The 22397-nt window shown below is 57.1% G+C and carries 26 protein-coding genes; 11 read left to right on the top strand and 15 right to left on the bottom strand.

The genetic code is table 11. From position 1 onward, the window contains the following. Positions 1-20: 20 nt before the first annotated feature. The 3 genes from SP68_RS27440 to SP68_RS27450 all read left to right on the top strand — a co-directional run bounded on the left by SP68_RS27440 (position 21) and on the right by SP68_RS27450 (position 441). Positions 21-122, top strand: a complete 102-nt coding sequence (locus tag SP68_RS27440; protein ID WP_004150782.1) for a YoaK family small membrane protein — start codon at positions 21-23, stop codon at positions 120-122. Between the two features lie 20 nt (positions 123-142). Continuing rightward, complete coding sequence (locus tag SP68_RS29115; protein WP_219725096.1) at positions 143-196, top strand: hypothetical protein; 54 nt, start codon at positions 143-145, stop codon at positions 194-196. A 119-nt stretch (positions 197-315) separates the two neighbouring features. Next, positions 316-441, top strand: coding sequence for a hypothetical protein (locus SP68_RS27450; protein ID WP_012542130.1), 126 nt, complete (start codon positions 316-318; stop codon positions 439-441). Positions 442-500: 59 nt separating this feature from the next. Here the strand turns inward: SP68_RS27450 and SP68_RS15715 are convergent, their stop codons facing one another. The 4 genes from SP68_RS15715 to fraE form a co-directional block, all read right to left on the bottom strand. Beyond that, entirely contained in the window at positions 501-764 is a 264-nt protein-coding gene (locus SP68_RS15715; protein WP_004203731.1) for a DUF2534 family protein, read from the bottom strand. A 130-nt stretch (positions 765-894) separates the two neighbouring features. Beyond that, complete coding sequence (leuE, locus tag SP68_RS15720) at positions 895-1533, bottom strand: leucine efflux protein LeuE (protein WP_004203730.1); 639 nt, start codon at positions 1531-1533, stop codon at positions 895-897. Positions 1534-1622: 89 nt separating this feature from the next. Beyond that, the gene (gene lpxP / locus SP68_RS15725) at positions 1623-2537 is read right to left on the bottom strand and encodes a kdo(2)-lipid IV(A) palmitoleoyltransferase (protein WP_008807690.1); all 915 of its coding nucleotides are present in this window, start codon (positions 2535-2537) and stop codon (positions 1623-1625) included. 657 nt (positions 2538-3194) lie between these two features. Further along, positions 3195-4238 carry a fructose-asparagine asparaginase gene (gene fraE, locus SP68_RS15730; protein ID WP_016160699.1) on the bottom strand — a complete coding sequence of 348 codons (1044 nt, stop codon included), beginning with the start codon at positions 4236-4238 and terminating at the stop codon, positions 3195-3197. Between the two features lie 308 nt (positions 4239-4546). Here fraE and SP68_RS15735 point away from each other — a divergent pair, with 308 nt between their 5' ends. Both SP68_RS15735 and SP68_RS15740 read left to right on the top strand, forming a co-directional pair. Continuing rightward, complete coding sequence (locus tag SP68_RS15735; RefSeq protein WP_040975781.1) at positions 4547-5755, top strand: HD domain-containing phosphohydrolase; 1209 nt, start codon at positions 4547-4549, stop codon at positions 5753-5755. 73 nt (positions 5756-5828) lie between these two features. Next, entirely contained in the window at positions 5829-7613 is a 1785-nt protein-coding gene (locus tag SP68_RS15740; protein ID WP_012542132.1) for a sensor domain-containing diguanylate cyclase, read from the top strand. 6 nt (positions 7614-7619) lie between these two features. Here SP68_RS15740 and SP68_RS15745 read toward each other — a convergent pair whose 3' ends face one another. Beyond that, positions 7620-8510, bottom strand: a complete 891-nt coding sequence (locus tag SP68_RS15745; protein WP_008807694.1) for a LysR substrate-binding domain-containing protein — start codon at positions 8508-8510, stop codon at positions 7620-7622. Between the two features lie 120 nt (positions 8511-8630). Here SP68_RS15745 and SP68_RS15750 point away from each other — a divergent pair, with 120 nt between their 5' ends. Further along, the gene (locus tag SP68_RS15750; protein ID WP_016160696.1) at positions 8631-10133 is read left to right on the top strand and encodes a UbiD family decarboxylase; all 1503 of its coding nucleotides are present in this window, start codon (positions 8631-8633) and stop codon (positions 10131-10133) included. A 75-nt stretch (positions 10134-10208) separates the two neighbouring features. On the opposite strand, the gene SP68_RS15755 is transcribed toward SP68_RS15750, so the two are convergent. Both SP68_RS15755 and SP68_RS15760 read right to left on the bottom strand, forming a co-directional pair. Further along, positions 10209-10619, bottom strand: coding sequence for a Spy/CpxP family protein refolding chaperone (locus tag SP68_RS15755; protein WP_012542134.1), 411 nt, complete (start codon positions 10617-10619; stop codon positions 10209-10211). 129 nt (positions 10620-10748) lie between these two features. Then, on the bottom strand, positions 10749-11435 hold the full coding sequence (locus tag SP68_RS15760) for a KPN_01159 family EAL domain c-di-GMP phosphodiesterase (RefSeq protein WP_016160694.1): 687 nt from the start codon (positions 11433-11435) through the stop codon (positions 10749-10751). 467 nt (positions 11436-11902) lie between these two features. On the opposite strand from SP68_RS15760, the gene SP68_RS28430 reads away from it, so the two are divergent. After that, on the top strand, positions 11903-12091 hold the full coding sequence (locus SP68_RS28430; protein WP_032691162.1) for a hypothetical protein: 189 nt from the start codon (positions 11903-11905) through the stop codon (positions 12089-12091). Here SP68_RS28430 and SP68_RS15770 read toward each other — a convergent pair. Then, complete coding sequence (locus SP68_RS15770; RefSeq protein ID WP_040975780.1) at positions 12070-12702, bottom strand: ECs1377 family protein; 633 nt, start codon at positions 12700-12702, stop codon at positions 12070-12072. The two genes, SP68_RS28430 and SP68_RS15770, sit on opposite strands and share 22 nt — an antisense overlap. Before the next feature lie 573 nt (positions 12703-13275). Between SP68_RS15770 and SP68_RS15775 the strand changes: the two genes are divergently transcribed. Continuing rightward, the gene (locus tag SP68_RS15775) at positions 13276-13473 is read left to right on the top strand and encodes a hypothetical protein (protein ID WP_004140506.1); all 198 of its coding nucleotides are present in this window, start codon (positions 13276-13278) and stop codon (positions 13471-13473) included. Between the two features lie 58 nt (positions 13474-13531). Here the strand turns inward: SP68_RS15775 and SP68_RS15780 are convergent, their stop codons facing one another. Then, complete coding sequence (locus tag SP68_RS15780) at positions 13532-14326, bottom strand: AraC family transcriptional regulator (protein ID WP_032739974.1); 795 nt, start codon at positions 14324-14326, stop codon at positions 13532-13534. Between the two features lie 77 nt (positions 14327-14403). On the opposite strand from SP68_RS15780, the gene SP68_RS15785 reads away from it, so the two are divergent. From SP68_RS15785 to SP68_RS15795, 3 genes are read left to right on the top strand one after another with little or no spacing between them, the layout of a single operon-like run. Beyond that, a complete protein-coding gene (locus tag SP68_RS15785; RefSeq protein WP_032739579.1) occupies positions 14404-16455 on the top strand; it encodes an FUSC family protein in 2052 nt (683 codons plus the stop codon). Further along, positions 16448-16660: a DUF1656 domain-containing protein gene (locus SP68_RS15790; protein ID WP_008807701.1), complete on the top strand. Its 213-nt coding sequence runs from the start codon at positions 16448-16450 to the stop codon at positions 16658-16660. Before SP68_RS15785 ends, SP68_RS15790 begins: the two co-directional genes overlap by 8 nt. Further along, positions 16657-17577 (top strand): efflux RND transporter periplasmic adaptor subunit, encoded by a 921-nt coding sequence (locus SP68_RS15795; protein ID WP_023297397.1) that lies wholly within the window; start codon positions 16657-16659, stop codon positions 17575-17577. The genes SP68_RS15790 and SP68_RS15795 overlap by 4 nt, the downstream gene beginning before the upstream one ends. Here the strand turns inward: SP68_RS15795 and cydB are convergent. The 6 genes from cydB to SP68_RS15825 all read right to left on the bottom strand — a co-directional run bounded on the left by cydB (position 17571) and on the right by SP68_RS15825 (position 22246). Then, positions 17571-18581, bottom strand: a complete 1011-nt coding sequence (cydB, locus tag SP68_RS15800) for a cytochrome d ubiquinol oxidase subunit II (protein ID WP_012542144.1) — start codon at positions 18579-18581, stop codon at positions 17571-17573. The genes SP68_RS15795 and cydB overlap by 7 nt on opposite strands. Continuing rightward, on the bottom strand, positions 18578-19984 hold the full coding sequence (locus SP68_RS15805) for a cytochrome ubiquinol oxidase subunit I (protein ID WP_012542145.1): 1407 nt from the start codon (positions 19982-19984) through the stop codon (positions 18578-18580). The genes cydB and SP68_RS15805 overlap by 4 nt, the downstream gene beginning before the upstream one ends. A gap of 55 nt (positions 19985-20039) precedes the next feature. Further along, positions 20040-20927: a manganese catalase family protein gene (locus tag SP68_RS15810; RefSeq protein ID WP_012542146.1), complete on the bottom strand. Its 888-nt coding sequence runs from the start codon at positions 20925-20927 to the stop codon at positions 20040-20042. A 16-nt stretch (positions 20928-20943) separates the two neighbouring features. Continuing rightward, the gene (locus tag SP68_RS15815; RefSeq protein ID WP_008807706.1) at positions 20944-21450 is read right to left on the bottom strand and encodes a ferritin-like domain-containing protein; all 507 of its coding nucleotides are present in this window, start codon (positions 21448-21450) and stop codon (positions 20944-20946) included. A 26-nt stretch (positions 21451-21476) separates the two neighbouring features. Further along, the gene (locus tag SP68_RS15820) at positions 21477-21971 is read right to left on the bottom strand and encodes a YciE/YciF ferroxidase family protein (RefSeq protein WP_008807707.1); all 495 of its coding nucleotides are present in this window, start codon (positions 21969-21971) and stop codon (positions 21477-21479) included. Between the two features lie 89 nt (positions 21972-22060). Further along, the gene (locus SP68_RS15825) at positions 22061-22246 is read right to left on the bottom strand and encodes a con-10 family general stress protein (protein WP_004150795.1); all 186 of its coding nucleotides are present in this window, start codon (positions 22244-22246) and stop codon (positions 22061-22063) included. Positions 22247-22397: the final 151 nt, after the last annotated feature.

Genomic DNA, 22397 nt, shown 5'->3' on the forward strand with positions numbered 1-22397 from the left:
GTGGGTACAGGGACACTATCATGAAATTGGGTATTCTTTTCCCGGTGGCGATCTTTATCATCGCCGTCGTCTTTCTCGGTTGGTTTTTTGTCGGCGGCTATGCGGCGCCGGGTGGGGCATAATGAAAAAAAGCACCATTATTATGCTGGTTGTCGCCATCGTGGCGGTGGCCGGCAGCCAGTTCGGCTGGTGGTGATCGCGGCGGCGATATTGCGGAGTTATCCTATCCCATCAACAAGTTAACCCTTTACACTCACGTTATCCACCGCGGCATTCTCTGCCCCGGGGAAAGCAGAATAGCGGGAGAAGTAAGGGATGAAAAAACCGATCGTGTTACCGTTGATTATTGCGCTGTGCACGCTGTTATCGGGATGCATTATTGACGATGGGTACCACGCCCATCGCCATCACCACCATCATCACTATCATGACGATGATTAATCCTTCAGGCTGTTGATGGGCCGATAAGACAGGGCGAACCATGGTTCGCCCGTTGACGCTTAATCCTGGCGCTCGTCGCCGAGGAAAATAAAGCCGAGGGGGATAGCGAAGAGCGCGGTAAAGACAATGCTGTAAACCGTCACCATCGCCCCCTGCAGGAAGAACATGGACGTCGTCCACTCTGAGTACGGCATATTGTACTCGCTCACCACGCCCCCGAAGGTCGCCCGCCCCACCACCGCCAGCGCGATAGCAAACACCGCCGCGAGCGACAGACAGTATTTTTTGCAGTTTTTATTGCTGAGGAGTTTTTGCAGAATCATCGGGGCTTCCTTTATGCTGAGCGATAAACGGCTGTATATGTAACACCAATGCAATAAAAAATGAAGGGTTTTTGTTACAGGGCAGAATAAGAGACGGCGGGCCGGTCAGCGGGTAACCGGCCCGAGGGGATCAGGACTGCAGGGTAGCCAGGCGCGCGGCGAACCCAACGAAAACCAGACCAATCAGGCTGTTGCCAAGTTTGGCCAGCTTCTTGCGGGTTTTAACGTAGCGGGTGACAAACGAGCCGGAGAGGATCAAAAAGCTCATATAGCAGAAGCTAATCACCTCGAGGGTCAGCGCCAGAATAAAGAACGCCACGCCGGGCGCTTTGGCGTTGACATCGATAAACTGCACGAAAAACGACACATAGAACAGAATCGCTTTCGGATTGGTCAGACTCAGGGTCAGAGAGCGCTTGAGGATCGCGCTCGCCGGCTCCGCGCTGGCGTCGGCCTGGCCATCGCGCTGGGTCAGCACCGCGTAGAGCATTTTACCCCCCAGCCACAGCAGGTAGATCGCCCCGAGGTAGCGGACGACGTTAAACAGCACCGGCGTGGTCTTAATCAGCGTCGCCACGCCGGCAAAGGCCAGAAACATCAGCACCGCGTCGCCAATAAAGACGCCCGCCGCTGCCAGATAGCCTTTCTTCACGCCGTGGGCAATGCCCGTCTTCAGCACAAAAAACGTATTAGGGCCAGGAACGAGGATGATAAACACCGCCCCGACCAGGTAGGTCAAATAATTCAGAACACCAAACTCAGCGAACACTCTGCACTCCTTCGCGCACGACTAAAACATGATCCGGCTCACGTTACCCCAACTGTCGGGATTTTGAAAGCGCAGCCTGTGCGGGAAGGTTAATAGACGGAAGGTTCACCCAGCGGGCGGGTTTTAAAACGACGGTGCACCCACAGATACTGCTCGGGGGCACGCAAAATCTCGCGCTCGATCACCTTGTTGATATAGCCGGCAGCGATCTGCTTATCTTCACCCGGATAATCATTCATTACTTCGCTAATATGCAGGCTGTAGCCCTGGCGATCCAGCTTGCGCACCATACTGATACTCAGCATTTTCGCACCCGATAAACGAGACAGAACATAGGTGCCGTTGGTGGTCGCCGCCTGTGGGACGGAGAAAAACGGCGCAAACACGCTGCCCTTAGGACCGTAATCCTGGTCGGGAGCAAACCACACCGCTTCACCTGATTTTAAGGCATGCACCAGACCGGTCAGGTTGTTGCGATCGATCATCGCTTTGTTCGAACGCAGGCGACCACGGGTTTGCACCCACTCCATCAGCGGGCTGTTGTGCGGACGATAAGTGGCCATCATTGGACGGCACAACCCCATCGCGCGCCCGCCCAGCTCCAGCGACATAAAGTGCACACCGACCACCATCACCCCTTTGCCGCCGCTAAGCGCATGATTAAGGTTGGCAAATCCTTCGACATCAAACCATTTTTTGACCCGCTCGTCGCTCCAGAACCAGGCCATGCCGGTTTCGATAAGCCCCATTCCCAGCGACATAAAGTTTTGATCGATCAGGGTCTCGCGCGCCGCCGGCGACATGTCCGGGAAGCAGAGCTCAATATTGCGCCGGGCGATATGTTCGCGGCGTTTGAGAAAGCGTCGGGAGAGGCGACCCGCGCTGGTGCCAATAAAATGCAGCAGCGGATAAGGCAGTTGCACGATTAACCAGAGGATGCCGAGCCCAAACCAGGTCAGCCAGTTGCGCGGGTGTAAAAGTTGTTTATTAAATACGCAGGCCATGATTTTTCCTGTAAACATTAATTATGTGGTAACGCTTAAGGAAAACAGAATCCATTTATCATCATTAGGCGGTACGTACAGCAAGTTCGACAATACTAATCCGCTGAAATTCCCTCCGGCAAGTAAAAAACAACTTGCTGACAAAAAAACATAATTGCGGCACAAATGTTACCAAATGTAAACTTAAATCTTATCCTCTTCTTAATATATTCATCGTGCATATCATTTTCACGCTAATCATCAGCGTTACTAACAGGCATAACCGAAACCCGCCGCGAGAACGCCTTGTCTGCCGGGGACTGAGCCCGCTCAGCCACGTGGCCCGCAGCCTGCCCGCGTCCACAAGATCGTCGTCTGTACCGCGAAAGAATTAAAGCACTCCCGCTTCAGAGTGAAACACTTTTTATCCGTCGGCATAAGGAATATTAAAATCGCCTGAAGGGAATAATTAAGAATAGACTTATTTAAAGATGCTTTAAAAATAAGCGTCTTGCCAGTTGTTTGCACTTTAATACCGCCCACACCCGCCGTAAAAAAAATATTTCTTTACGCCTTATACGCATAAAGCGCGGCGTTTAGCGCGGACAGTGACCCGACATCGGGTCACTGTGGGGCAAACCGCAGCGAAGGCGTGAGCGACGCCCTGGCCGCAGAGGATCAGTAGGTGTGGAAATATTGCTGGATCAGCTGTGGATCTTTCGTTTGCGTCAGCGCAGTCATCAACAGAATACGTGCTTTCGCTGGGTTGAGGGAGTCGGACACCAGCCCAGGCTGGCTGTCATCCGGCGGCACGACGCCGCTGCCGGTACGGGAGGCGCGAACCACCACGATGCCCGCCTGCTGCGCTTTTTTGATGCCCGCAGCGCTACGTACCGACACCGACCCCGCCCCGGTTCCGGCGTAGATAATACCGTCGGCATGATGGGCGATCGCCGCGTCGTACATATACTCCGGGTCGTCCTGATAACCATAAATGATCACCACCTTCGGCAGGGTCTTCAGCTGGCGGACATCGAACACCGAGCGCAGGGTGTGAATTTTATCCACGCGCGTCTCGAACTGGGGTTTTCCGCCCACCACGACGCCAAGGTAGCCCTCCTCCGGCGCCCGGAAGGTATCCAGCGAAGTGGCATTGGTTTTGGTGACGAAGCGCGCCGCGCCGATGCGGTCGTTCAGCACCACCATCACCCCGCGACCCCGGGCATCAGGATCGGCGGCGACTGTGACCGCTTCCAGCAGGTTCATCGGCCCGTCGGCGCTGATCGCCGTCGCCGGACGCATCGCCGCGGTAAAGACCACCGGCTTGTTGCTTTTGACCGTCAGATTGAGGAAATAAGGGGTTTCATCGAGGGTGTCCGTGCCGTGGGTGATCACCACGCCATCGACATCATCCCGGGCCAATAACGCATTCACCCGCTTCGAGAGTGCCAGGATAATGTCGCTGGTCATATTCTCACTGCCGATATTCGCCACCTGCTCGCCCTCGACATGAGCGATTTTACTCATTTCCGGCACGGCGTTAATCAGCGTCTGCACCCCAATCGCCCCGGCTTTATAACCCGTTGTCTGGGTATTGCTGGCAGCCGAACCGGCAATCGTCCCGCCGGTGGCTAAAATAACGATATGCGGTAGACGCGTCTCGCTAAATGCCAGACTGCTCATCGTCAGTAACGCAATGGTAAGTAATGCTCTAAAATTCATACAGGTCACTCCCTTCATAGACATTAATCAAACTAACGCTTGCTTAATGCAAAGGGCTTGCCAGAATTTATTTATTTTTTGGGGGGGAAATGGTTAACTATCAGACAATAATAAGGTTCTCGCATCAACATCGCCCAAATCTGGTGCACGGCAGGCTCTGAATCGGGCAGCGCTATGAACCTGATACATTCTGGGTATTAACCTGTTCAGCAGCCAACTACACAACACGCATTGCGATCAGATTATCGACACTTCCGTCACCCGCGAGGTCATTTTTGCCCGCCAGGTAACGCGTACGGAGAACAGAAATGCGTATTGCCCTGAAATCAGCGCTAATGCTGACGACCAGAGTCATTCAGATCATTAACCCTGAACTGCACCGGCATATGCAACGAACGGCCTTAATCGCCCTGACGCTGGCGCAAAGGCTGGGGCTGCCTGCCGAGCGGCAGCAGACCATTTTTTGCGCCGCGCTGCTGCACGATATCGGCGTGCTGGGAGATAAACGCACCATTCATTCGCTGGATGCCATCGATAACATCCACGATCCGCATCAGCGCCAGGGGGCGGCGATGCTGGAAGGGTTAGTGACCTTTCTGCCCATTGTCTCCTTCATTCGCGATCACCATTTTAGCCCGGACCACCGGGGTAGCCGCGAACAGCATATTGTCTATTTCGCCGATGCCTTTGAACGGCTGCTGCCTGCCGGGAGTCACGTGGCCGGCTGGCCCACACGGGCGGTGGTGGAACAGTTCGTCTCCCTGCACCGGGAGATCGATCCGCCGCTGTGCGATATGCTGTGCGAGGTCGCTGAAAATGCGAACTTCTGGCAGCACCTTCATCCCGGCCATATTCAACGGCTGCTGGAAATTATTGGTCCCATCAACACGCTGTATCTGGATATTCATGGTCTGAAAGATATCTGCCTGCTGATTGCCAAAATTGTCGACACCTACAGCAGCTTTACCGCCACCCATAGCATCATGGTGGGGGAAATCGCCCGCCAGCTTGCCCGCTGGATGCAACTGCCGGAGCCCATCTGCCAGCAAATTCAGATTGCCGGCTATCTGCACGATATCGGCAAGATCTCTATCCCGCTCTCCATCCTCGAAAAAGAGGGCGAACTGGATGAGGACGAACTGAACCAGGTGCGCGAGCACAGCTATATGACCGGCGAGATCCTCAGCGACTACAGCGAGCTCGGCGACATCATTAACTGGGCGTCGAATCACCATGAAAAACTGGACGGCAGCGGCTACCCTCTGCATCTCGAAAAAGATCATCTGACCCTCGCCGACCGTATTATCTCTATCGCCGATATTTTCACCGCGCTGACAGAAGATCGCCCTTATCGTAAAGGAATGGCCTGGCAGGAGGCCTTACAGATTATGGAAGCGGATGTTATAAATGGCGCTCTGGATAGCGATGTCTTTCTCGTTTTGCGCCACCATGCGGAAACGCTGCACGCCATCATTCTTCAGACCCTCGAACACCCCCGCAGCGAGCACCGCCCCTGAGGCAGGCCGCCGTCATGGCGGGGGGCGAGTTCTATAATTAAAACAGCTTCATCTGCATGCAAGGAAATACAGGGTGAGAATCGCCACCATCACCAACTGGGCTTACGGGATCACCGTCGGCCTGACGCTGGCATCCGGCAGCGCCATGCTTATGGCCTCCAGCGCCGACCGCGTCGAACGCCAGGCGGTACAACAGCGCCAGGTCTTTGATACCCTCTCCGACGAGGTGGAAAACGACGCCTGGGCGCTGTCTGACCTCGCCCGGCTGTACGTGGTTAAGCCTTCGCCGGAGACGCTTACGCAGTATCAGCAACTGCAGCAGACCGACAAAAGCATTGAGCAGCGGCTGGCCGGACTGAAAGATAACGGCGCCAGCCGCGAGGAGCTGGCGCTACTCCAGGATGGTCTGCGGATCGCCGATGAGCTTCAGGATGAACAGCAGGCGGCCCTGACGCATGTCGCCCGCGGCGATGCGCCAGCGGCCATCGCGGTGCTGTACGGCAAAGCGTATGAGACCGAACTGGAGCGCATGCAGACGCAGATCGATCGCTTCCGTCAGATGCTTGAGCATCGCGCCGCCATCGCTATCGACCAGGCCACCGAGCGCTCGCGGATCTGGCGTACGCTGTCGGAAATCATGGTCGGCCTGACCGCCCTGATGTTTTTGTTTGTCCTCGGCTTCATTCTCAAACGCCGGGTGCTGTACCCGGTGGTCCGTCTGAGCGACGTGGTGCAGCGTCTCGCCTCCCAGGACTATGCGGTGGAGACGCCGCACTTCACCCAGGTGGATGAGATTGGCGATATGGCCCAGGCGATCCGCATTTTTCGCGAGAACGGCCTGGCCCGCCAGCAGCTGGAGCAGCAGCGCGACGCCGACTGGGCGATCCGTGAACTGCTGGCGCGTATGACCCAGCGTCTGCAGGGCTGTGAAACCATAGAGGATGTGATTAAGGTGGCGGAGCTGTTCGCGCCGAACATCGCCCCGACGATCCCCGGTAAACTGTATATTCTGGATACCGATCCGTGGCAGATGCGCTGCGTGGCGCAGTGGCTGTCGCCCGCCGGGGAGACGACGTCCTTTGCTCCCGACGACTGCTGGGCGATACGGCGGGGACTCAGCCATCCGCCGGTGCAGGGTGAGCCCGATATCACCTGCTATCATCTGCCGGAGGCGCACGCCGGCCAGTCGCTCTGCGTACCGCTCATCGCCCAGGGCGAAGCGATCGGTCTGCTGAGCTTTCAGAACGTCACCGCCAGTGACGCCCCTTCCCGGGCTTACCTGGAGCTGATGGCCGAAGCGCTGGGGCTGGCGCTCGCCAATCAGCGTTTACGCAGCGCCCTGCTGGAAAAAGCGTTGTTCGATTCGCTGACCGGCCTGCGTAACCGCCATCATCTTGATGAAGCGCTGCACTCGCAGATGGCGCTGGCGGTCCATACCCACACCCCGCTGAGCTGCCTGATGATCGACATCGATCACTTCAAAGCCATCAATGACCGCTACGGCCATGAAGCCGGGGATCTGGTGATTAAGAGCGTCGCGACCATTGTGCAGCGCGCGGTGCGCGATATCGGCATGGCTTTCCGCTACGGCGGCGAGGAGTTTTTAGTGCTGCTCCCCGGCATTGACGAAGCCGGGGCGCACCAGTGCGCCAGCGAGATCTACACCCAGGTGCACAATATGACGCTGCGCGATGGCCTGACCGAGATAGGCCAGGTGGATGTGTCGATTGGCATCGCCAGCTACCCGCAGCACACCCAAAGCGACAGCCTGCTGCGCGCAGCGGACGCCGCGCTGTACCGGGCGAAAGAGCTGGGCCGTTCAAGGATTGTCAGCTTTGGCCGCCTGAAGACCCGCTAAGCGGGATTATTGCTCAGCGGCATTAAGCAGCGAGATAACTTTCCGCACCACCGCCGAACGGAAATGGCGGTGGTAAACCATGCTCAGCTCACTCTCCGCCAGCCGATCCTGAAGATCGATATACACCACGTTATCAAGGCGTAAGGCCCGCGCCGAGACCGGCACCAGCGCCACCCCCACCCCGGCGGAGACCAGGCTAATCATCGAGGTGACATCGTTAATTCGCTGCACCACCTGCGGCGTAAAACCCGCGACGCGACAGGCGTCAATAAATACCTGCTCCAGTCCGGTGCCCTGCGGATCGTCAAGCGAGATCCAGTTGTCAGTGCGCAACGAGGCCAGATTGAGCGCCCCCACGCCTGCCAGCGGATGCTGTTGATAAAGCGCCAGGCAAAGTTTTTCCCGCACAAATGGCCTGACCACCAGCGCGTCCGGCGGTGACGCCAGCGGCGCGCGGATGATGGCGATATCCAGACGCAGATCCAGCAGCGCTTCGTAGAGCATTTGCACATCCCCCTGCACCAGCGACAGCTCAATCCCCGGCCAGTCAGCGCGCAGCTCGCGCAGGAGCCCCGGCAGTTTGCTGTCATACATCGCACTGGAGACATAGCCCAGATGCAATCGCCCCTGCTCGCCTCGCGCGGTGCGCTGGGCGTCCAGGACCGCCTGATCGGCCATCTCCAGCGCCAGCCGCGTCTTCTGCAAGAAGGCCTCGCCCGCGGCGGTGAGGGTCAGGCGCCGGTTAGCGCGGGAGAAGAGCACCACGCCCAGGCGCTGCTCGAGTTGTTTAATCTGCTGGCTGAGGGCGGGCTGGGCGATATGTAACCGCTCTGCCGCCCGATGCATATGTAATTCTTCAGCAACGACCACAAAATGGCGTAACGCTCGCAAGGACATGGCCGAACTCCGCGAAGTAAATTAATAATAAAAATCTTATCAATAATGCATGAATGATGCAATTGATAACCATTAGCCTGCGAAGCATACTGTGCGCATCGACACGCTAAGGAGAACATCATGACCGCACCGATTCAGGATCTGCGCGACGCTATCGCGCTGCTACAACAGCATGACAATCAGTACCTCGAAACCGATCATCCGGTTGACCCTAACGCTGAGCTGGCCGGCGTCTATCGCCACATCGGCGCGGGCGGCACCGTGAAGCGCCCCACCCGCATCGGCCCGGCGATGATGTTTAACAATATTAAGGGCTATCCGCACTCGCGCATTCTGGTGGGCATGCACGCCAGCCGCCAGCGGGCCGCACTGCTGCTGGGCTGCGAAGCCTCACAGCTGGCGCTGGAGGTAGGCAAAGCGGTGAAAAAACCGGTCGCGCCGGTGGTCGTTCCGGCCAGCAGCGCCCCCTGTCAGGAACAGGTCTTTCTGGCCGACGATCCGGATTTTGATTTGCGCACCCTGCTCCCGGCGCCCACCAACACCCCGATCGACGCCGGTCCCTTCTTCTGCCTGGGCCTGGCGCTGGCCAGCGATCCCGACGACGCCTCGCTCACCGACGTCACCATCCACCGCTTGTGCGTCCAGGGCCGGGATGAGCTGTCGATGTTTCTCGCCGCTGGCCGCCATATCGAAGTGTTTCGCCAGAAAGCCGAGGCCGCCGGCAAACCGCTGCCGATAACCATCAATATGGGACTCGATCCGGCTATCTATATCGGCGCCTGCTTTGAAGCGCCAACCACACCGTTTGGCTATAACGAACTGGGCGTCGCCGGTGCGCTGCGTCAGCGTCCGGTAGAGCTGGTACAGGGCGTCAGCGTCCCGGAGAAAGCCATCGCTCGCGCCGAGATCGTTATCGAAGGGGAACTGCTGCCGGGGGTACGCGTCAGAGAAGATCAGCACACCAACAGCGGCCATGCGATGCCGGAATTTCCTGGTTACTGCGGCGGCGCCAATCCATCGCTGCCGGTGATAAAAGTCAAAGCGGTGACCATGCGAAACAATGCGATTCTGCAGACGCTGGTAGGGCCGGGCGAAGAGCATACCACCCTCGCCGGGCTGCCAACGGAAGCCAGTATCTGGAATGCCGTTGAAGCCGCTATCCCGGGCTTTTTACAAAATGTCTACGCCCACACCGCGGGCGGCGGTAAATTCCTCGGGATCCTGCAGGTGAAAAAACGCCAGCCCGCCGACGAAGGGCGTCAGGGGCAGGCCGCGCTGGTAGCGCTGGCGACCTATTCCGAGCTGAAAAATATCATTCTGGTCGATGAAGATGTCGATATCTTTGACAGCGACGATATCCTGTGGGCCATGACCACCCGTATGCAGGGGGATGTCAGCATCACGACGATCCCCGGCATCCGTGGTCACCAGCTGGATCCTTCCCAGACCCCGGCATACAGCCCGTCGATCCGCGGAGAGGGTATCAGTTGCAAGACGATTTTCGATTGCACGGTGCCGTGGGCGCTAAAATCACACTTCGAACGCGCACCGTTTGCCGATGTCGATCCGCGTCCGTTTGCGCCGGAGTATTTTGCCCGGCTGGAAAAAAACCACGGTCAGTAAAATCAGATGATAGCCGCCGGAGCACGGCGGCATCTTCCGGGCCAGCATCACCTGCAGCGGGTGGCTGACGCAGGGTTAGTTGATCGCGGCGGAGAGGTCTTTTTTCACCTGCTCACGCTGCTCGGGGGTCAGCACCTGGCTCACGTCGAAGTAGTATTTCACACGATAATACCGCACCTGCTGGTCCAGCTGGCCAAAGGCGGCCAGCTGCTGTTTGACCTTAGCGTCATCCCATTTTCCGGAGTGAATAACGTCTGCCAGAGCACCATCCTGATAGCCGCTGATTTTAATCTGGCTTACATTATTTTCGAATCCCTGACGCAGCGCCTGGATTTTGGCGACCTGCTCTTCACTCAGCTTCAGGTGCTGGACGACCGGATCCTGCGAGACAGACGGTATATCGGCGGAGGTCGACGCCTGGCTGGCTGCCGTAAAGCAGGTGGTCAGCGCAATGGCGAGCAGGGTGTTACGCAAGCGAGTATTCACAGTGAATGATCCTTCAGAAAAGAAAATGAGAGGCGATTATCACTGCGCTAATAAAGACTATCTGTAACAAAGGGTTAATTTAAAACTGGATAAAAAAAGGATGGTAAGAAACAGAAATCAGATCCCGGGTCAGCAGCACAGAAAGATATATTCATCCTTCCAGTAACGGCCCTGTCCAATGATATCCCCGGCGGCGCTGATTAACTGTTTTTGCTTTTCGGTTTCAATCCCCTCAACGATCACATGGCTGGTCAGGGTATGAATAGATTGCAACAGCCCGGGAAAAGCGGGGTCGTTTTCTTTATCCCAGAAGTAATCTTTATCCACTTTGACGCAATCGAAGCGGAAGCGCTCCAGCAGCGGGAAGGACGTCCGTCCGCGGCCAAAATCATCCAGCCAGACCGGGCAAAGCGCCGCCAGCGTGCTCAGCGCCGTCAGCTCACGTCCGGCGATAAACTCGTGAAAGTTCTCATTTATTTCCAGAGCAATGTGTTTACAGGAGCGCAGGAAATCACAGAGATAGCGATCCGTCAGAATAAAGTGGCTTAATAAATCATCAATATTCAGCGATATCGGTTTATTATCGACCCGGGCGAAATCAAATACAGAAAGTAACTCGATTTGCCGAATAAATAGAGCAAGCTTATCGCGTTCGGTAAGCGTGGAGAAAGAAAACGTCGACGCAGAGGTGGTATTTTGTGCGGGTGCTATAATATCTTTAGTAAGCAACTCCCACGAGTGGTAGCTGCCGTCATCGCTAATAGCGGGCTCCAGAACGAAGCGATAAGAGGTATTTTTCACGTTTTCTTCAACCATTTAAAAAATACCAAAAATAAGAAAGGGTTAAAGCATGTCATATATTTTCCGCCAACAAAAATAGTTTAAAGTGATCGATAATAATCATTCGATAGTTAAAAACTATCAAGATATAATTTATTGATCGGTAAATTGAATTAATATAAATTAGCCACTGCTGTAACTCCCTCTGAAAAGTCAATTAAAATATTGTTTCAAACCAGCCAGTTACCAGAGTATTCTGCGTAAAGCCTGGTCGTCTCACGCTTTGTGCTGCCAGGTAAAAAAAGAGAGGGGTAATAAAAATGAAAAATACAAGCCGCCAGTTTTAGTCATATCATTATGCCGAATATGAATAACGCTGCGTCCTGAGGCGCCGCTTCGCCTGGCATGCCATGAGTCCTCAACAAAAAAGTGTGACTCAGTCGACAAAACGTCATATTTTCCCGCTATCCTGCAGCGAAGAAGAGTGAAGTGGATGACAGGCAGTGAAAAAAATAAACGTTATTCCGCTGGGGCTGATGCTATTCATGCTCATCGCCAGCGCATGGCTGGGCCCTGCGCCGCGGCACACCGGCAGCATGCAGTGCGTTTGGTTTGACGGGGCAATGGTGAGCTGCCTGCCGAAGCAACGACTGGGCGAAGGCTCGCCGCATCATTTACTGGTCAGACGATAAACCGGTACTCGCCGGGTGGTGTTGAACAGATTATCGCTGGCTTCCACCTCTTCCGTGACAATTCCCATGCCGGACCGGCGCAATTGCGCAATGTCCGCCGCCACCCGCTGACTGCCGAACCAGAACAGCGCATCAAGCGCGGTAACCGGCAAGCCGGCAAGTAACGCATGGCGAAGCCGCTCCCGGGCCGGCTTTATCTCGCGGGCAATCTGCTGGTACGGGGCTGCCGTCGGTCCCTGCGGATCGACGCGACGGATACGGTTTGACAGGTGGTAATGGAAGGACTCCGGAATCGGCTGTAAATCCTGCTTCAGACTGTAGACACAACCGTAACGTTTGCCGTTGAAAACGGCGGCTTTACGATTGAGCTGCAGCTGATCGCGCACGTCGGCGATCAGCTGCGGCGCGCGCACCAGCAGCAGGCGAAAAGGCAATTCGAAGCTGGTGACATAGTCGACATTCAATAGCGCAATGCGCAGACGCTCCTCAGCCCCGGCCTGCTGCTGACGACACTCCAGATAGACCTCACGCCACTGCGCTCTGAGCCGTGGCGACTCACCGGCTTCGGTAAACTGGTATTTTTCAATATCGTAATCAATTTTCCCGGCCACCGCGCATTCCTTTCTGAATCAGTCCGGCGTCATAATAACATCCTCTGGCGCAGTACCCTATGCCGAGCGTCCTCGCGCATCCCCTTCCCGGTTATTTACGATACAGATAACGGGTGATGACCACATCGAGGAGATACAGCAGGAAAATAACGCTGCTTAACCACAATAAACCTGCGAATAAATCAAGTAATTGCATCGTTGCTCCCTCACTGTTAGCCATTGCCGAATGACGCCCCTCACCATAAAGTAGTTAAGTTCTGCCTTAACAGCCACCGAATAAATTTATTTAGTCAAAAGAAAGCCCGGCGCTATTGTACGTTCATTTTACTGTCATCAATTTGTCATCATAAAATGTCTATCATCAACCCGCGCCGCAGGGTTGTCCCGCGCCTCATGGCATCCTGGGGAAACGCGCGGCCACAGGTTTAACAACATGGAATAATATCGCCCCACCGTATCCTTAATGACATTGCATCATCTTATATCAGGCGCCACTGTCATCCTGCTGAATAATCCGGAAAAACGCTTTAAACAATAAACGCCCTGCTGATTGGTTTACCATGGAGAAATAAGATGCCCAGCGAAAAAGCCCGCAGCCTTGACCATTTCTATGAATTACTGGCGACAGGACAGCACCCGAAAATTGAACTCGATTTTGATGTCGCCGCGGACGATTTTTTTAAAATCGCCACCGAGTTTGGCGACATTGGCGCGAGGATCACCCGGGTTAACGAACGATTTATTATTAAGATCAAGCCGCCGAAAGCGTAAGCGCCCCCTGCCGCCTTGTTGGGTGCCACGCCAGCCGTCGCGGCCCGACAAGGTTTTCTTAACGAGCCGCGGTCTGACGCTCGGCAAAATAGTGCGCCGGTGTCGTCCCCATCGTTTTTTTGAACATGGTAATAAAGGCATTTACCGATTCATACCCCAGCTTAGCCGCCACGTTTTGTACCGAAACGCCGCTGGCCAGCTCCTGCAGGGCAATAATCAAATGCAGCTGCTGGCGCCAGCGCCCGAAGGTCAGGCCGGTCTCCCGCAGCATCACCCGGGCCAGCGAGCGCTCACTCAGCGCCAGACGCTTCGCCCACACCGACAGGGTGCTGCGATCGTCAGGATGGCTGACCAGCCGGTCGGCCATCGCCCGAATTTTGGGATGTGCTGAGACGGGCAGATTCAGGCGCTGCGCCGGCATGGTCGCCAGTTCGTCAAGGGTCACTCGGACGAGTCTCCCGGCATGGCTATCCGCCACGTAATCCGCCCCCTCACGAGTGAGTCGCTCCACCAGCTCGTGGATCAGGGGAGAGAGCGCCAAAGTGCAGCAGCTGCCAGGCAGTGCGGCAGCGCCGGGTTCAATAAACAGATAATTGAGGCGCGCGTTCCAGGTGGCGGACACACTGTGCGGAATACCACCCGGGATCCATACCGCGCAGCGAGGTGGCACAATCCACAGGTTATTTTCCGCCCGACAACTCACTGCACCATACAGCACAATAATCAACTGCCCTTTGCGATGGGTATGCACCGGCACTTCCGCTTCATACTCGACAAAATCAAGATGACAGGCGACGGCCGGGCAGGACGCGGCGTCCGGATCGTACAGCGTATTGGCAAAAGGTGATGGCATACGATTGGCCAGATTCAGGTATTTTTTGACAGAATAGAGTATTTCGCCGCAAGCGCAAGCCAGCAATAATCCGCAGCATGAACATTAACCGCTTTCGCCAGGCCTCCTGGCTGCGTGCCGCAGGCGCCGTCGCGCGCCCTTTCATGCCGCAATCGACTTCAGCCGTCCTGCGCAGTGATGCCCAGGCAATACTCTTTTCCGCAAAGAGTTTCGCCGCGGCGATGCTGGCGTACTATCTTGCGCTATCCATCGGTCTGCAAAGGCCTTCGTGGGCCATCATCACTGTCTATATCGTGTCGCAGACCTCGGTGGGCGCATCGCTAAGCCGCAGCGTCTATCGCCTGCTCGGGACCCTCGTCGGCGCGGCGGCCACCGTCTTCATCGTGCCCACCTTCGTTAACCAGCCGATCCTGTGTAGCGCCATGCTGGGCCTGTGGATCGCGGGTTGCCTGTGTCTGTCGCTGCTTGAGCGCACGCCGCGCGGATACGCTTTTTTGCTGGCGGGCTACACCGCGAGCCTGATTGGTTTCCCCGCCGTCTCCGTGCCCGGGACCATCTTTGACCTCGCGGTCATTCGGGTGGAAGAGATCGCCATCGGTATCTTGTGCGCCGGATTGATTCACCGCTTCGTGCTGCCGGTGCGCATCGCCGGGCGGTTTAACAGCACGCTGGCACAGACGCTGGCAACCGCCCGGCAGCGGATCGCCGATACGCTGGCCGGTAAGCCGGTGGCGGCGGAAACCCTGCGGCTGGCGCTGAGCCTGCAGTTTCTGCAGGGCATCAACCACCATCTTCCCTGGGATGACGACCTCTCGGCTCCCCACCGCCAGGCCAGAAAAGCGATCCACGACCGGCTGGCGCGACTGTTAATTGTTAATGGCGAATTGTATGACCGTTTACAGAGGTGCGGGCAGCCACCTGACGACCTGCAGACGCTGCTAACGGAGGCAGAGGTCTGGCTGAGAGGTCCGGAAGCCCACAGAACGGCGCTCTCCGCCGACGGACTACTCTCCCGCTGCGAGCAGCTCATCAACCGGTGCGCCCCTGCGCAGACGCTGAACGAGGCGCTGCGCGTTAGCCTGGTGCGCCACCTGGCGGAAGCCATCCGTCTCCTGCAGCAGAGCGAACGGCTGGCGAAGGCGATTTATCACCGCCGATCGCCAACCCTGCCACCTGACGCCCGCGCGGTAAAGGGCTATGTTTTCCATCGCGATCCGCTTAGCGCTCTGCGGACCGCCTTCGGCGCCTTCGTCATCATCCTCAGCGGCTGCCTGATCTGGATAGGCTCCGCCTGGCCCGATGGCGGCACTGCGGTCTCGATCCTCGGGGTCTGCTGTAGCCTGTTCGCCAGCTTCGATGCGCCGGCGGCGCAGCTGGTGAAATACCTGATCGGCTGCGTGTGGGGCGTGCTGTTCAGCCTGCTGTATAGCTTCGCCCTGCTGCCGCAGGTGAGCGAATTTGTCCTGCTGGCGGCGATGCTCGCCCCGGTCTATCTGCTGGCCGGTTCGCTGCAGGCGCGGCCGCCGACCACCTTTATGGCGATGGGCATCACCCTGACGCTGCCGATATTGTGCGAACTGGGCCCCAGTTATCAGGGGGATTTCGCGACGGCGATGAATACCTCTATCGCGCTGTTTGTCGCCATCGGCTATGCCGCGTTTGGTATGCGCCTGCTGCAAACCGTGCAGGCCGATGCCGCTGTCCATCGTCTGCTGACGCTGTGCCGTCACGATATCCGCCGCGCCGCGCGGGGCCGACTGGCGCACAATGCCCACCGCTGGACCAATCTTATGATCGACCGGACCGCTTTACTGCTGCCGCGGCTACCGCAGAGCGGGCCGGCCGCAGGTCAGCTGCTGGACAAGATGCTGCACGATATTCGTACCGGCCTGGCGGTGATCCACCTGCGCCGTAGCTATCAGCCGATGGATCGCGAAACGGCTACCGCCGTGCAGACGCTGCTTGACGCCCTTAGACAGGAGTCGGACATAGAGGCCCTCGCGCAGCCTGTTGACGCGCTGTTGGCCCACGGTTTACCGGCTGATGCCGCCTCACATGAGCGCGCGGAAGCGCTCATTTCCCTGTATTGCGCCTTACACCGGCCTGAGGAGAGCCAAAAACATGCGTGATCTCGCGATGGGCGGGGTATTTTTCCCCGGCCTGCTGGTTGTCGGCCTTGTCGCCCTGCTCGCGACGCTGCTGCTGCAACCGCTTATTTTCTCCGTCCGGGGCCTGGGCCGCTTGCCCTGCCGCCCGCTGTGGGGGCTTTCCCTCTATATCGTCCTCTTTTTTCTGCTTCTGCAGGAAGTTAACACGCTGGGGTTTGCCGTATGACAGTCTATCTCACACTCCTGGGCCGCTACGCCCTGACCTTAGGCGCCGTTGCCGCCGCCGCGCTACTGGCTTTCATTCTCTGGAAACAGGAGGCGCAAACGCCCTGGACCCGCGATGGTCGGGTACGGGCCGACGTGGTGCAGATCGCTCCCGATGTCTCGGGACCGGTGGCCAGCGTGGCGGTAAAAGACAACCAGTGGGTCAATCGGGGAGATGTGCTCTATTCCATCGATCCGCGCTGGCTGAAGCTGGCGGTCAGTAGCGCCCAGGCGGAGGTGGAAGCCCGACGCCAGGAGATGGCGATGCGCCAGGATGCCGCCAGACGACGGGCGCAGATCCAGGGCGTCATCTCCAGCGAAGATCTGAAACAGACCACCAGCGCGGCCAGCGTCGCGGCCGCTAACTACCAGGGCGCGCTGGCGGCACTGGCGCTGGCGCAACTGAATTTAGCGCATGCCACCGTGCGGACGCCGGTGGCCGGGTACGTCACCCATCTGCGGCTACGCCCGGGCGACTATGCCACCGCCGGGGTGACGAAAGTGGCCATTATTGATGGCCAGCGTTTCTGGGTGGTGGGGTATTTTGAAGAGACCCGCCTGCGCCACATCCACGTTGGCGATACCGCACATATCACGCTGATGGGGTATGATCCGGTCATTACCGGCCATGTCGAGAGTATCGGACACGGGATCGGCGATACCAATGATGAGACCGGTGCCCTGGGCCTGCCGGAGGTCGAGCCGACCTTCAGCTGGGTGCGGCTGGCGCAGCGTGTGCCGGTACGCATCCATATCGATACCCTGCCCGAGGGGGTGGAACGGGTCGCCGGCTTGTCCGCGACTGTCTCGGTCATTCCCGCGCGGTTGGCGCGGCGCGCCGGCAAATCCTCACCTGCCGGCGCGAATCAGGCTCAGTGATAGCCCTCGCTGCCGGAGACTTTGCCGCGAAAGACGTAATAGCTCCAGGCGGTATACATCAGGATCACCGGGATAATGAGCAGCGCCCCCGGCAGCATAAACACCTGGCTGGAGGGCGGCGCGGCGGCATCCCACAGGGAGATATTCGGTGGGATAATGTTCGGCCAGACGCTGATCCCCAACCCGCTGAAGCCGAGGAAAATCAGGCCCAGCGTCAGGATAAAGGGACGAGCGTGGCTGGCGGGGCGCGCGCTCAGGCGCCAGATCCACAGGCTCAGCGCCAACACCAGAATCGGCACCGGCACGAACCAGAAGAAATTGGGTAGCGTAAACCAGCGCTCCGCCACATAGCGCCAGCCCAACGGCGTCCAGACGCTGACCACCGCGATCACCACCATCAGCGCCAGCAGCACCTTGCGGGTCAGCTCACGCATCCGCTGCTGCAGCGCGCCTTCGCTTTTCATGATCAGCCACGTGGTGCCGAGCAGCAGATAGGCCACCACCAGCCCCAGACCGCAGAACAGGTTAAAGGGGGTAAGCCAGTCCAGCGTTGAACCGGCGAAGCGGCGGTCAGCCACCGCAAAGCCGTTGATAAACGCGCCGACGACAATCCCCTGGCTGAAGGTCGCCAGCAGCGAGCCGCCGGCGAAGGCATAATCCCAGAAGGTACGATGCGAGGGAACCGCTTTAAAACGAAACTCAAACGCCACGCCGCGAAAAATCAGGCCGATGAGCATCGCCGTCAGCGGGATGACCAGCGCATCGGTGATCACCGCATAGGCCAGCGGAAAGGCGCCGAACAGCCCCGCCCCGCCGAGTACCAGCCAGGTTTCATTTCCATCCCAGACGGGCGCCACGCTGTTGACCATCACGTCGCGCTCTTCGCCATCATGCACCACGCTGAACAGCATCCCAATACCCAAATCGAAACCATCCATCACGATATACATCAGCGTGGCGAAGACGATGATGACAAACCAAATCACCGAGATATCGATGCTCATGATGCGTTCTCCTCATCACGCACCGGCTCTGCCGCCGAGAGCGGACGCGCCGGGGTGCCGGCGGTTTGCGAGGTCAGCTCCGTCACCGGTTGCGGCCCTTTTTTAATCAGCCGGAAAATGTAGTAATACCCCACGCCAAATACCGCGCAGTAGACCACGATAAACACCAGCAGGCTGATGGCCATCTGCAGCGTGCTGTGCAACGACACCGCATCCCGGGTGCGCAGCAAGCCGTAGATCACCCACGGCTGGCGACCCATCTCGGTGGTCACCCACCCGGCAACCAGGGCAATAAGGCCGGCAGGCCCCATGCAGAGCGCAAACCACTGAAAGGGACGCGAGTGATACAATCGCCGCCGATAGCGCAGCCAGGCGCTGCAGATCCCTAAGGCGATCATCAACACGCCCATCCCAACCATGATGCGAAACGACCAGAAAACGGCGGGTGAATAGGGTCGGTCCTCTTTCGGGAAGTCTTTCAGCGCCGGCACCTGCTTATGCAGACTGTGGGTGAGGATCAGGCTGCCGAGAGCGGGGATCTCGAGGCCATAGCGGGTGCGCTCCTGTTCCATATCCGGCAGGCCAAACAGCAGCAGCGGCGTGGCCTCGCCGGGTCGGTTTTCCCAGTGCCCCTCGATGGCGGCGATCTTCGCTGGCTGATGCTCAAGGGTGTTAAGACCATGCATATCCCCCACCACCGCCTGGATTGGCGCTACCAGCAGCGCCATCCACATCGCCATCGACAGCATTTTGCGGATGGCCGGCGAGTCGTTGCCGCGCAGAAGATGCCACGCGGCAGAGGCCCCGACGAACATGGCGCTGCTGAGAAACGCGGCTATCGCCATATGAAACAAACGATACGGGAACGAGGGGTTAAAGATAATCGCCAGCCAGTCCTGCGGAATGAGATGACCATTTTCGATGGTAAAACCCTGCGGCGTCTGCATCCAGCTGTTGGAGGCGAGGATCCAGAAAGTGGAGACCAGGGTGCCAAGCGCCACCATGCAGGTAGTAAAAAAATGCAGTGCCGGCGGCACTTTATTCCAGCCAAATAGCATCACCCCGAGGAATCCCGCTTCGAGGAAAAAGGCAGTCAGCACTTCGTACAGCAGCAGCGGGCCGGTTATGCTGCCAGCAAACTGGGAAAATCCGCTCCAGTTGGTGCCGAACTGATAGGACATCACTAATCCGGAGACCACGCCCATCCCAAAATTGACGGCGAAAATTTTCAGCCAGAAATTGTAGAGTGAGCGCCAGACGTTATCCCGGGTTCGCAGCCACATCCCCTCAAGCACCACAAGGTAGCTGGCAAGGCCGATGGTGATGGCCGGAAAGAGGATATGGAAGGAAACGGTAAAGGCGAATTGCAATCGGGCCAGATGAAACGCGTCGAATTCAAACATATTCCACACCCATCATTGTGAATCGCCCCGGCCGCAGCCGGGGCTCATGCGAACATCACTTAGCCGATGAGGAAGTGTTTTGCTTACCGGCGCCGAGTTCGGCGCCGGTCAAAGGATCGCCCTGCGGGTCAGACTGCGTTCGCTTCAGCATCGCTTTGCACAGCGCTTCCTGCTCTGGCGTCAGGCCGACAGTAGCGCTGCCATCTCCGCCATCCACGGCCGGCTGCGGATCCTTGACATAATCGAAGTGTTTGTCACTGTTCCAGCTGCCGCGTACTTCTCCACCTTCAGACATATTGTAGTAGGTGTTAGCGTACTCGCTAATGGGCGGCAGTTTGCCCGGTGGATAGTTGTTGCGAATCGACTGCAGCGCCTTCTCAAAAGAGAGCTGATGCGCCGCTTCGCGGGTCATCAGGAACGCCAGCGCGTCTTTCACGCCGGGATCGTCGGTCACGTTGATCAGGCGTTCATAGACGATCTTCGCCCTCGCCTCCGCCGCGACATTCGACCGCAGGTCGGCGGTGGGTTCGCCGATAGTATCAATGTAGGCCGCCGTCCACGGCACGCCCGCCGAGTTGGTCAGCGGGGGACCGCCGCCGTACAGCAGCGAGGTAATGTGGCTGTCATTGCCGTTGGCGGTGAGTGAACGATAAAGTTCCGCCTCGCTCTCGGTGCCCTCAGCCAGAGCTCCTTTGGCGCCTTTATTCAGCATGCCGACCAGGGTGCCAATGATCTCCAGATGGCTCAGCTCCTCTGTCGCGATATCCATTAGCATATCTTTGCGGCCGGGATCGTCATCGCTTAATCCCTGGGTGAAATAACGACACGCGGCGGCCAGCTCGCCCTGAGGGCCGCCAAACTGTTCGAGCAGTAAATTCGCGAGCCCCGGATTGGGTTCAGCAACGCGCACGGTATACTGCAGTTGTTTCACATGACGAAACATAGGCCTGCCTCCTGGGTTATTTTTTCGCTTCTACGCCGTCAGCATCTGAACGCAGGAGAAACTGCTCCGTGGTCTGAGGAATATGTTTGATCAGCCAGTCGGCCATTTCCCGCTCTTCCGCCAGGATAGCCTCAATAGCCGGGATGGAGGCGGTGTCGCCCGCTTTTTCAGCCGCCGCCAGCAGAGAGGTGTAGCAGGCGATCTCAAATTGTTCGAAGACGTACCCGCTGATCGAGCCTTTGACGATTTCATCGGAAGGAAACATTCCGCCGATGGACTGGCCGAGAGCCGCCATTTTACTCATCGAATCTTTAATCACCGAGCGCGAAATGTCGTTGCGGTCGAGGATCTCTTCCAGCACGGTAATTTGCCGTTTGGTCTCATTAATATGCTGTTCAATTCTGGCACGGAGATCCGGATAATTATCGATACGGCCAGCCATCGATTCCAGCATGGATTCTGCCTGCTTTTCCATGGCATGCGCATCGCGTAGCCAGTCATGATAATGTTCAACGTGATTCATGGTCATTTCCTCGTGTCAGGGAGCGTTTATTTTTCCGCTTTTTTATTAATGTTACCTACCGCCAAATCGGTTAATTTAACGTCGGTTTGCTTTTCTTCTTCCAGCGTTTCGGCCAGCAATTTGACCGCTTTTTTATAGCCCAGCTGTTCTGCCAGGGTGACCAGGGTGCCGTAACTGGCAATTTCGTAATGCTCGACCTTTTGCGCAGCGGCAATTAGCGCAGCATCTCGTACCTCATTTTTTTCCGTGCTCTCAACGACTTCATTGGCCTCTTCGATTAATCCTTCCATGGCCACGCATTTCATGCGTTTGATTTTCAGGCCGGATTCCTGCTCAATAATTTGGTCAATACGTTCAATCTGGCCCTGGGTTTCTTCGAGATGAGCATTGAACGCCGCGCTGAGTTTTTCACTGGACGCCGCTCTGGCCAGTTTAGCCAGCCCGCGGGTTAATTGTTTCTCTGCGCTGTAGGTATCTGAGAGCAGGTGGATAAATACATCTTCAATGCTTTTCATATTCATAGAAATACCTTCTGGAGTCAGAAAATAACTGCGAGTCTATACAGACTCGCAGGAGATACTTTCACTTCAGGGTGCAAGGAAAAGGATAATCAGGAATTATCGGACTTGCGGCCACCGCCGTGGCTGTTTTGTCCGCCTTTTTTACCCGCTTCGGACGCACGCTGCGGATCATTTTTAAAGTTCCCGCCGCTGTGCTGACCACCTTTACGACCTGCTTCAGAAGCTTTTTCACGGTCTTCAGCAAAATTACCGGAACCACCACGATGCTCTGCCATATTTCACCTCATGTATATCGGTTATGTCAGTACGATACGAAAATATTCCGTATCACTCGTCGTTCGATATTTAACTCTAGCGGGTAATGCTGGTTAGTCAAATTATTATTCCGTTTTCCCGACGTCTTTCAGCAGTAATTCGGAATAATTC

The organism is Klebsiella variicola, from assembly GCF_000828055.2.
Classification (GTDB): domain Bacteria; phylum Pseudomonadota; class Gammaproteobacteria; order Enterobacterales; family Enterobacteriaceae; genus Klebsiella; species Klebsiella variicola.

Bases quoted from the DNA above. Each gene is read 5' to 3' on its own strand.
- SP68_RS27440 (WP_004150782.1), top strand. From the start codon at position 21: ATGAAATTGGGTATTCTTTTCCCGGTGGCGATCTTTATCATCGCCGTC.
- SP68_RS27450 (WP_012542130.1), top strand. From the start codon at position 316: ATGAAAAAACCGATCGTGTTACCGTTGATTATTGCGCTGTGCACGCTG.
- SP68_RS15715 (WP_004203731.1), bottom strand. From the start codon at position 764: ATGATTCTGCAAAAACTCCTCAGCAATAAAAACTGCAAAAAATACTGT.
- lpxP (WP_008807690.1), bottom strand. From the start codon at position 2,537: ATGGCCTGCGTATTTAATAAACAACTTTTACACCCGCGCAACTGGCTG.
- fraE (WP_016160699.1), bottom strand. From the start codon at position 4,238: ATGAATTTTAGAGCATTACTTACCATTGCGTTACTGACGATGAGCAGT.
- SP68_RS15735 (WP_040975781.1), top strand. From the start codon at position 4,547: ATGCGTATTGCCCTGAAATCAGCGCTAATGCTGACGACCAGAGTCATT.
- SP68_RS15745 (WP_008807694.1), bottom strand. From the start codon at position 8,510: ATGTCCTTGCGAGCGTTACGCCATTTTGTGGTCGTTGCTGAAGAATTA.
- SP68_RS15750 (WP_016160696.1), top strand. From the start codon at position 8,631: ATGACCGCACCGATTCAGGATCTGCGCGACGCTATCGCGCTGCTACAA.
- SP68_RS15760 (WP_016160694.1), bottom strand. From the start codon at position 11,435: ATGGTTGAAGAAAACGTGAAAAATACCTCTTATCGCTTCGTTCTGGAG.
- SP68_RS15775 (WP_004140506.1), top strand. From the start codon at position 13,276: ATGCCCAGCGAAAAAGCCCGCAGCCTTGACCATTTCTATGAATTACTG.
- SP68_RS15780 (WP_032739974.1), bottom strand. From the start codon at position 14,326: ATGCCATCACCTTTTGCCAATACGCTGTACGATCCGGACGCCGCGTCC.
- SP68_RS15785 (WP_032739579.1), top strand. From the start codon at position 14,404: ATGAACATTAACCGCTTTCGCCAGGCCTCCTGGCTGCGTGCCGCAGGC.
- SP68_RS15790 (WP_008807701.1), top strand. From the start codon at position 16,448: ATGCGTGATCTCGCGATGGGCGGGGTATTTTTCCCCGGCCTGCTGGTT.
- SP68_RS15795 (WP_023297397.1), top strand. From the start codon at position 16,657: ATGACAGTCTATCTCACACTCCTGGGCCGCTACGCCCTGACCTTAGGC.
- cydB (WP_012542144.1), bottom strand. From the start codon at position 18,581: ATGAGCATCGATATCTCGGTGATTTGGTTTGTCATCATCGTCTTCGCC.
- SP68_RS15805 (WP_012542145.1), bottom strand. From the start codon at position 19,984: ATGTTTGAATTCGACGCGTTTCATCTGGCCCGATTGCAATTCGCCTTT.
- SP68_RS15810 (WP_012542146.1), bottom strand. From the start codon at position 20,927: ATGTTTCGTCATGTGAAACAACTGCAGTATACCGTGCGCGTTGCTGAA.
- SP68_RS15815 (WP_008807706.1), bottom strand. From the start codon at position 21,450: ATGAATCACGTTGAACATTATCATGACTGGCTACGCGATGCGCATGCC.
- SP68_RS15820 (WP_008807707.1), bottom strand. From the start codon at position 21,971: ATGAATATGAAAAGCATTGAAGATGTATTTATCCACCTGCTCTCAGAT.
- SP68_RS15825 (WP_004150795.1), bottom strand. From the start codon at position 22,246: ATGGCAGAGCATCGTGGTGGTTCCGGTAATTTTGCTGAAGACCGTGAA.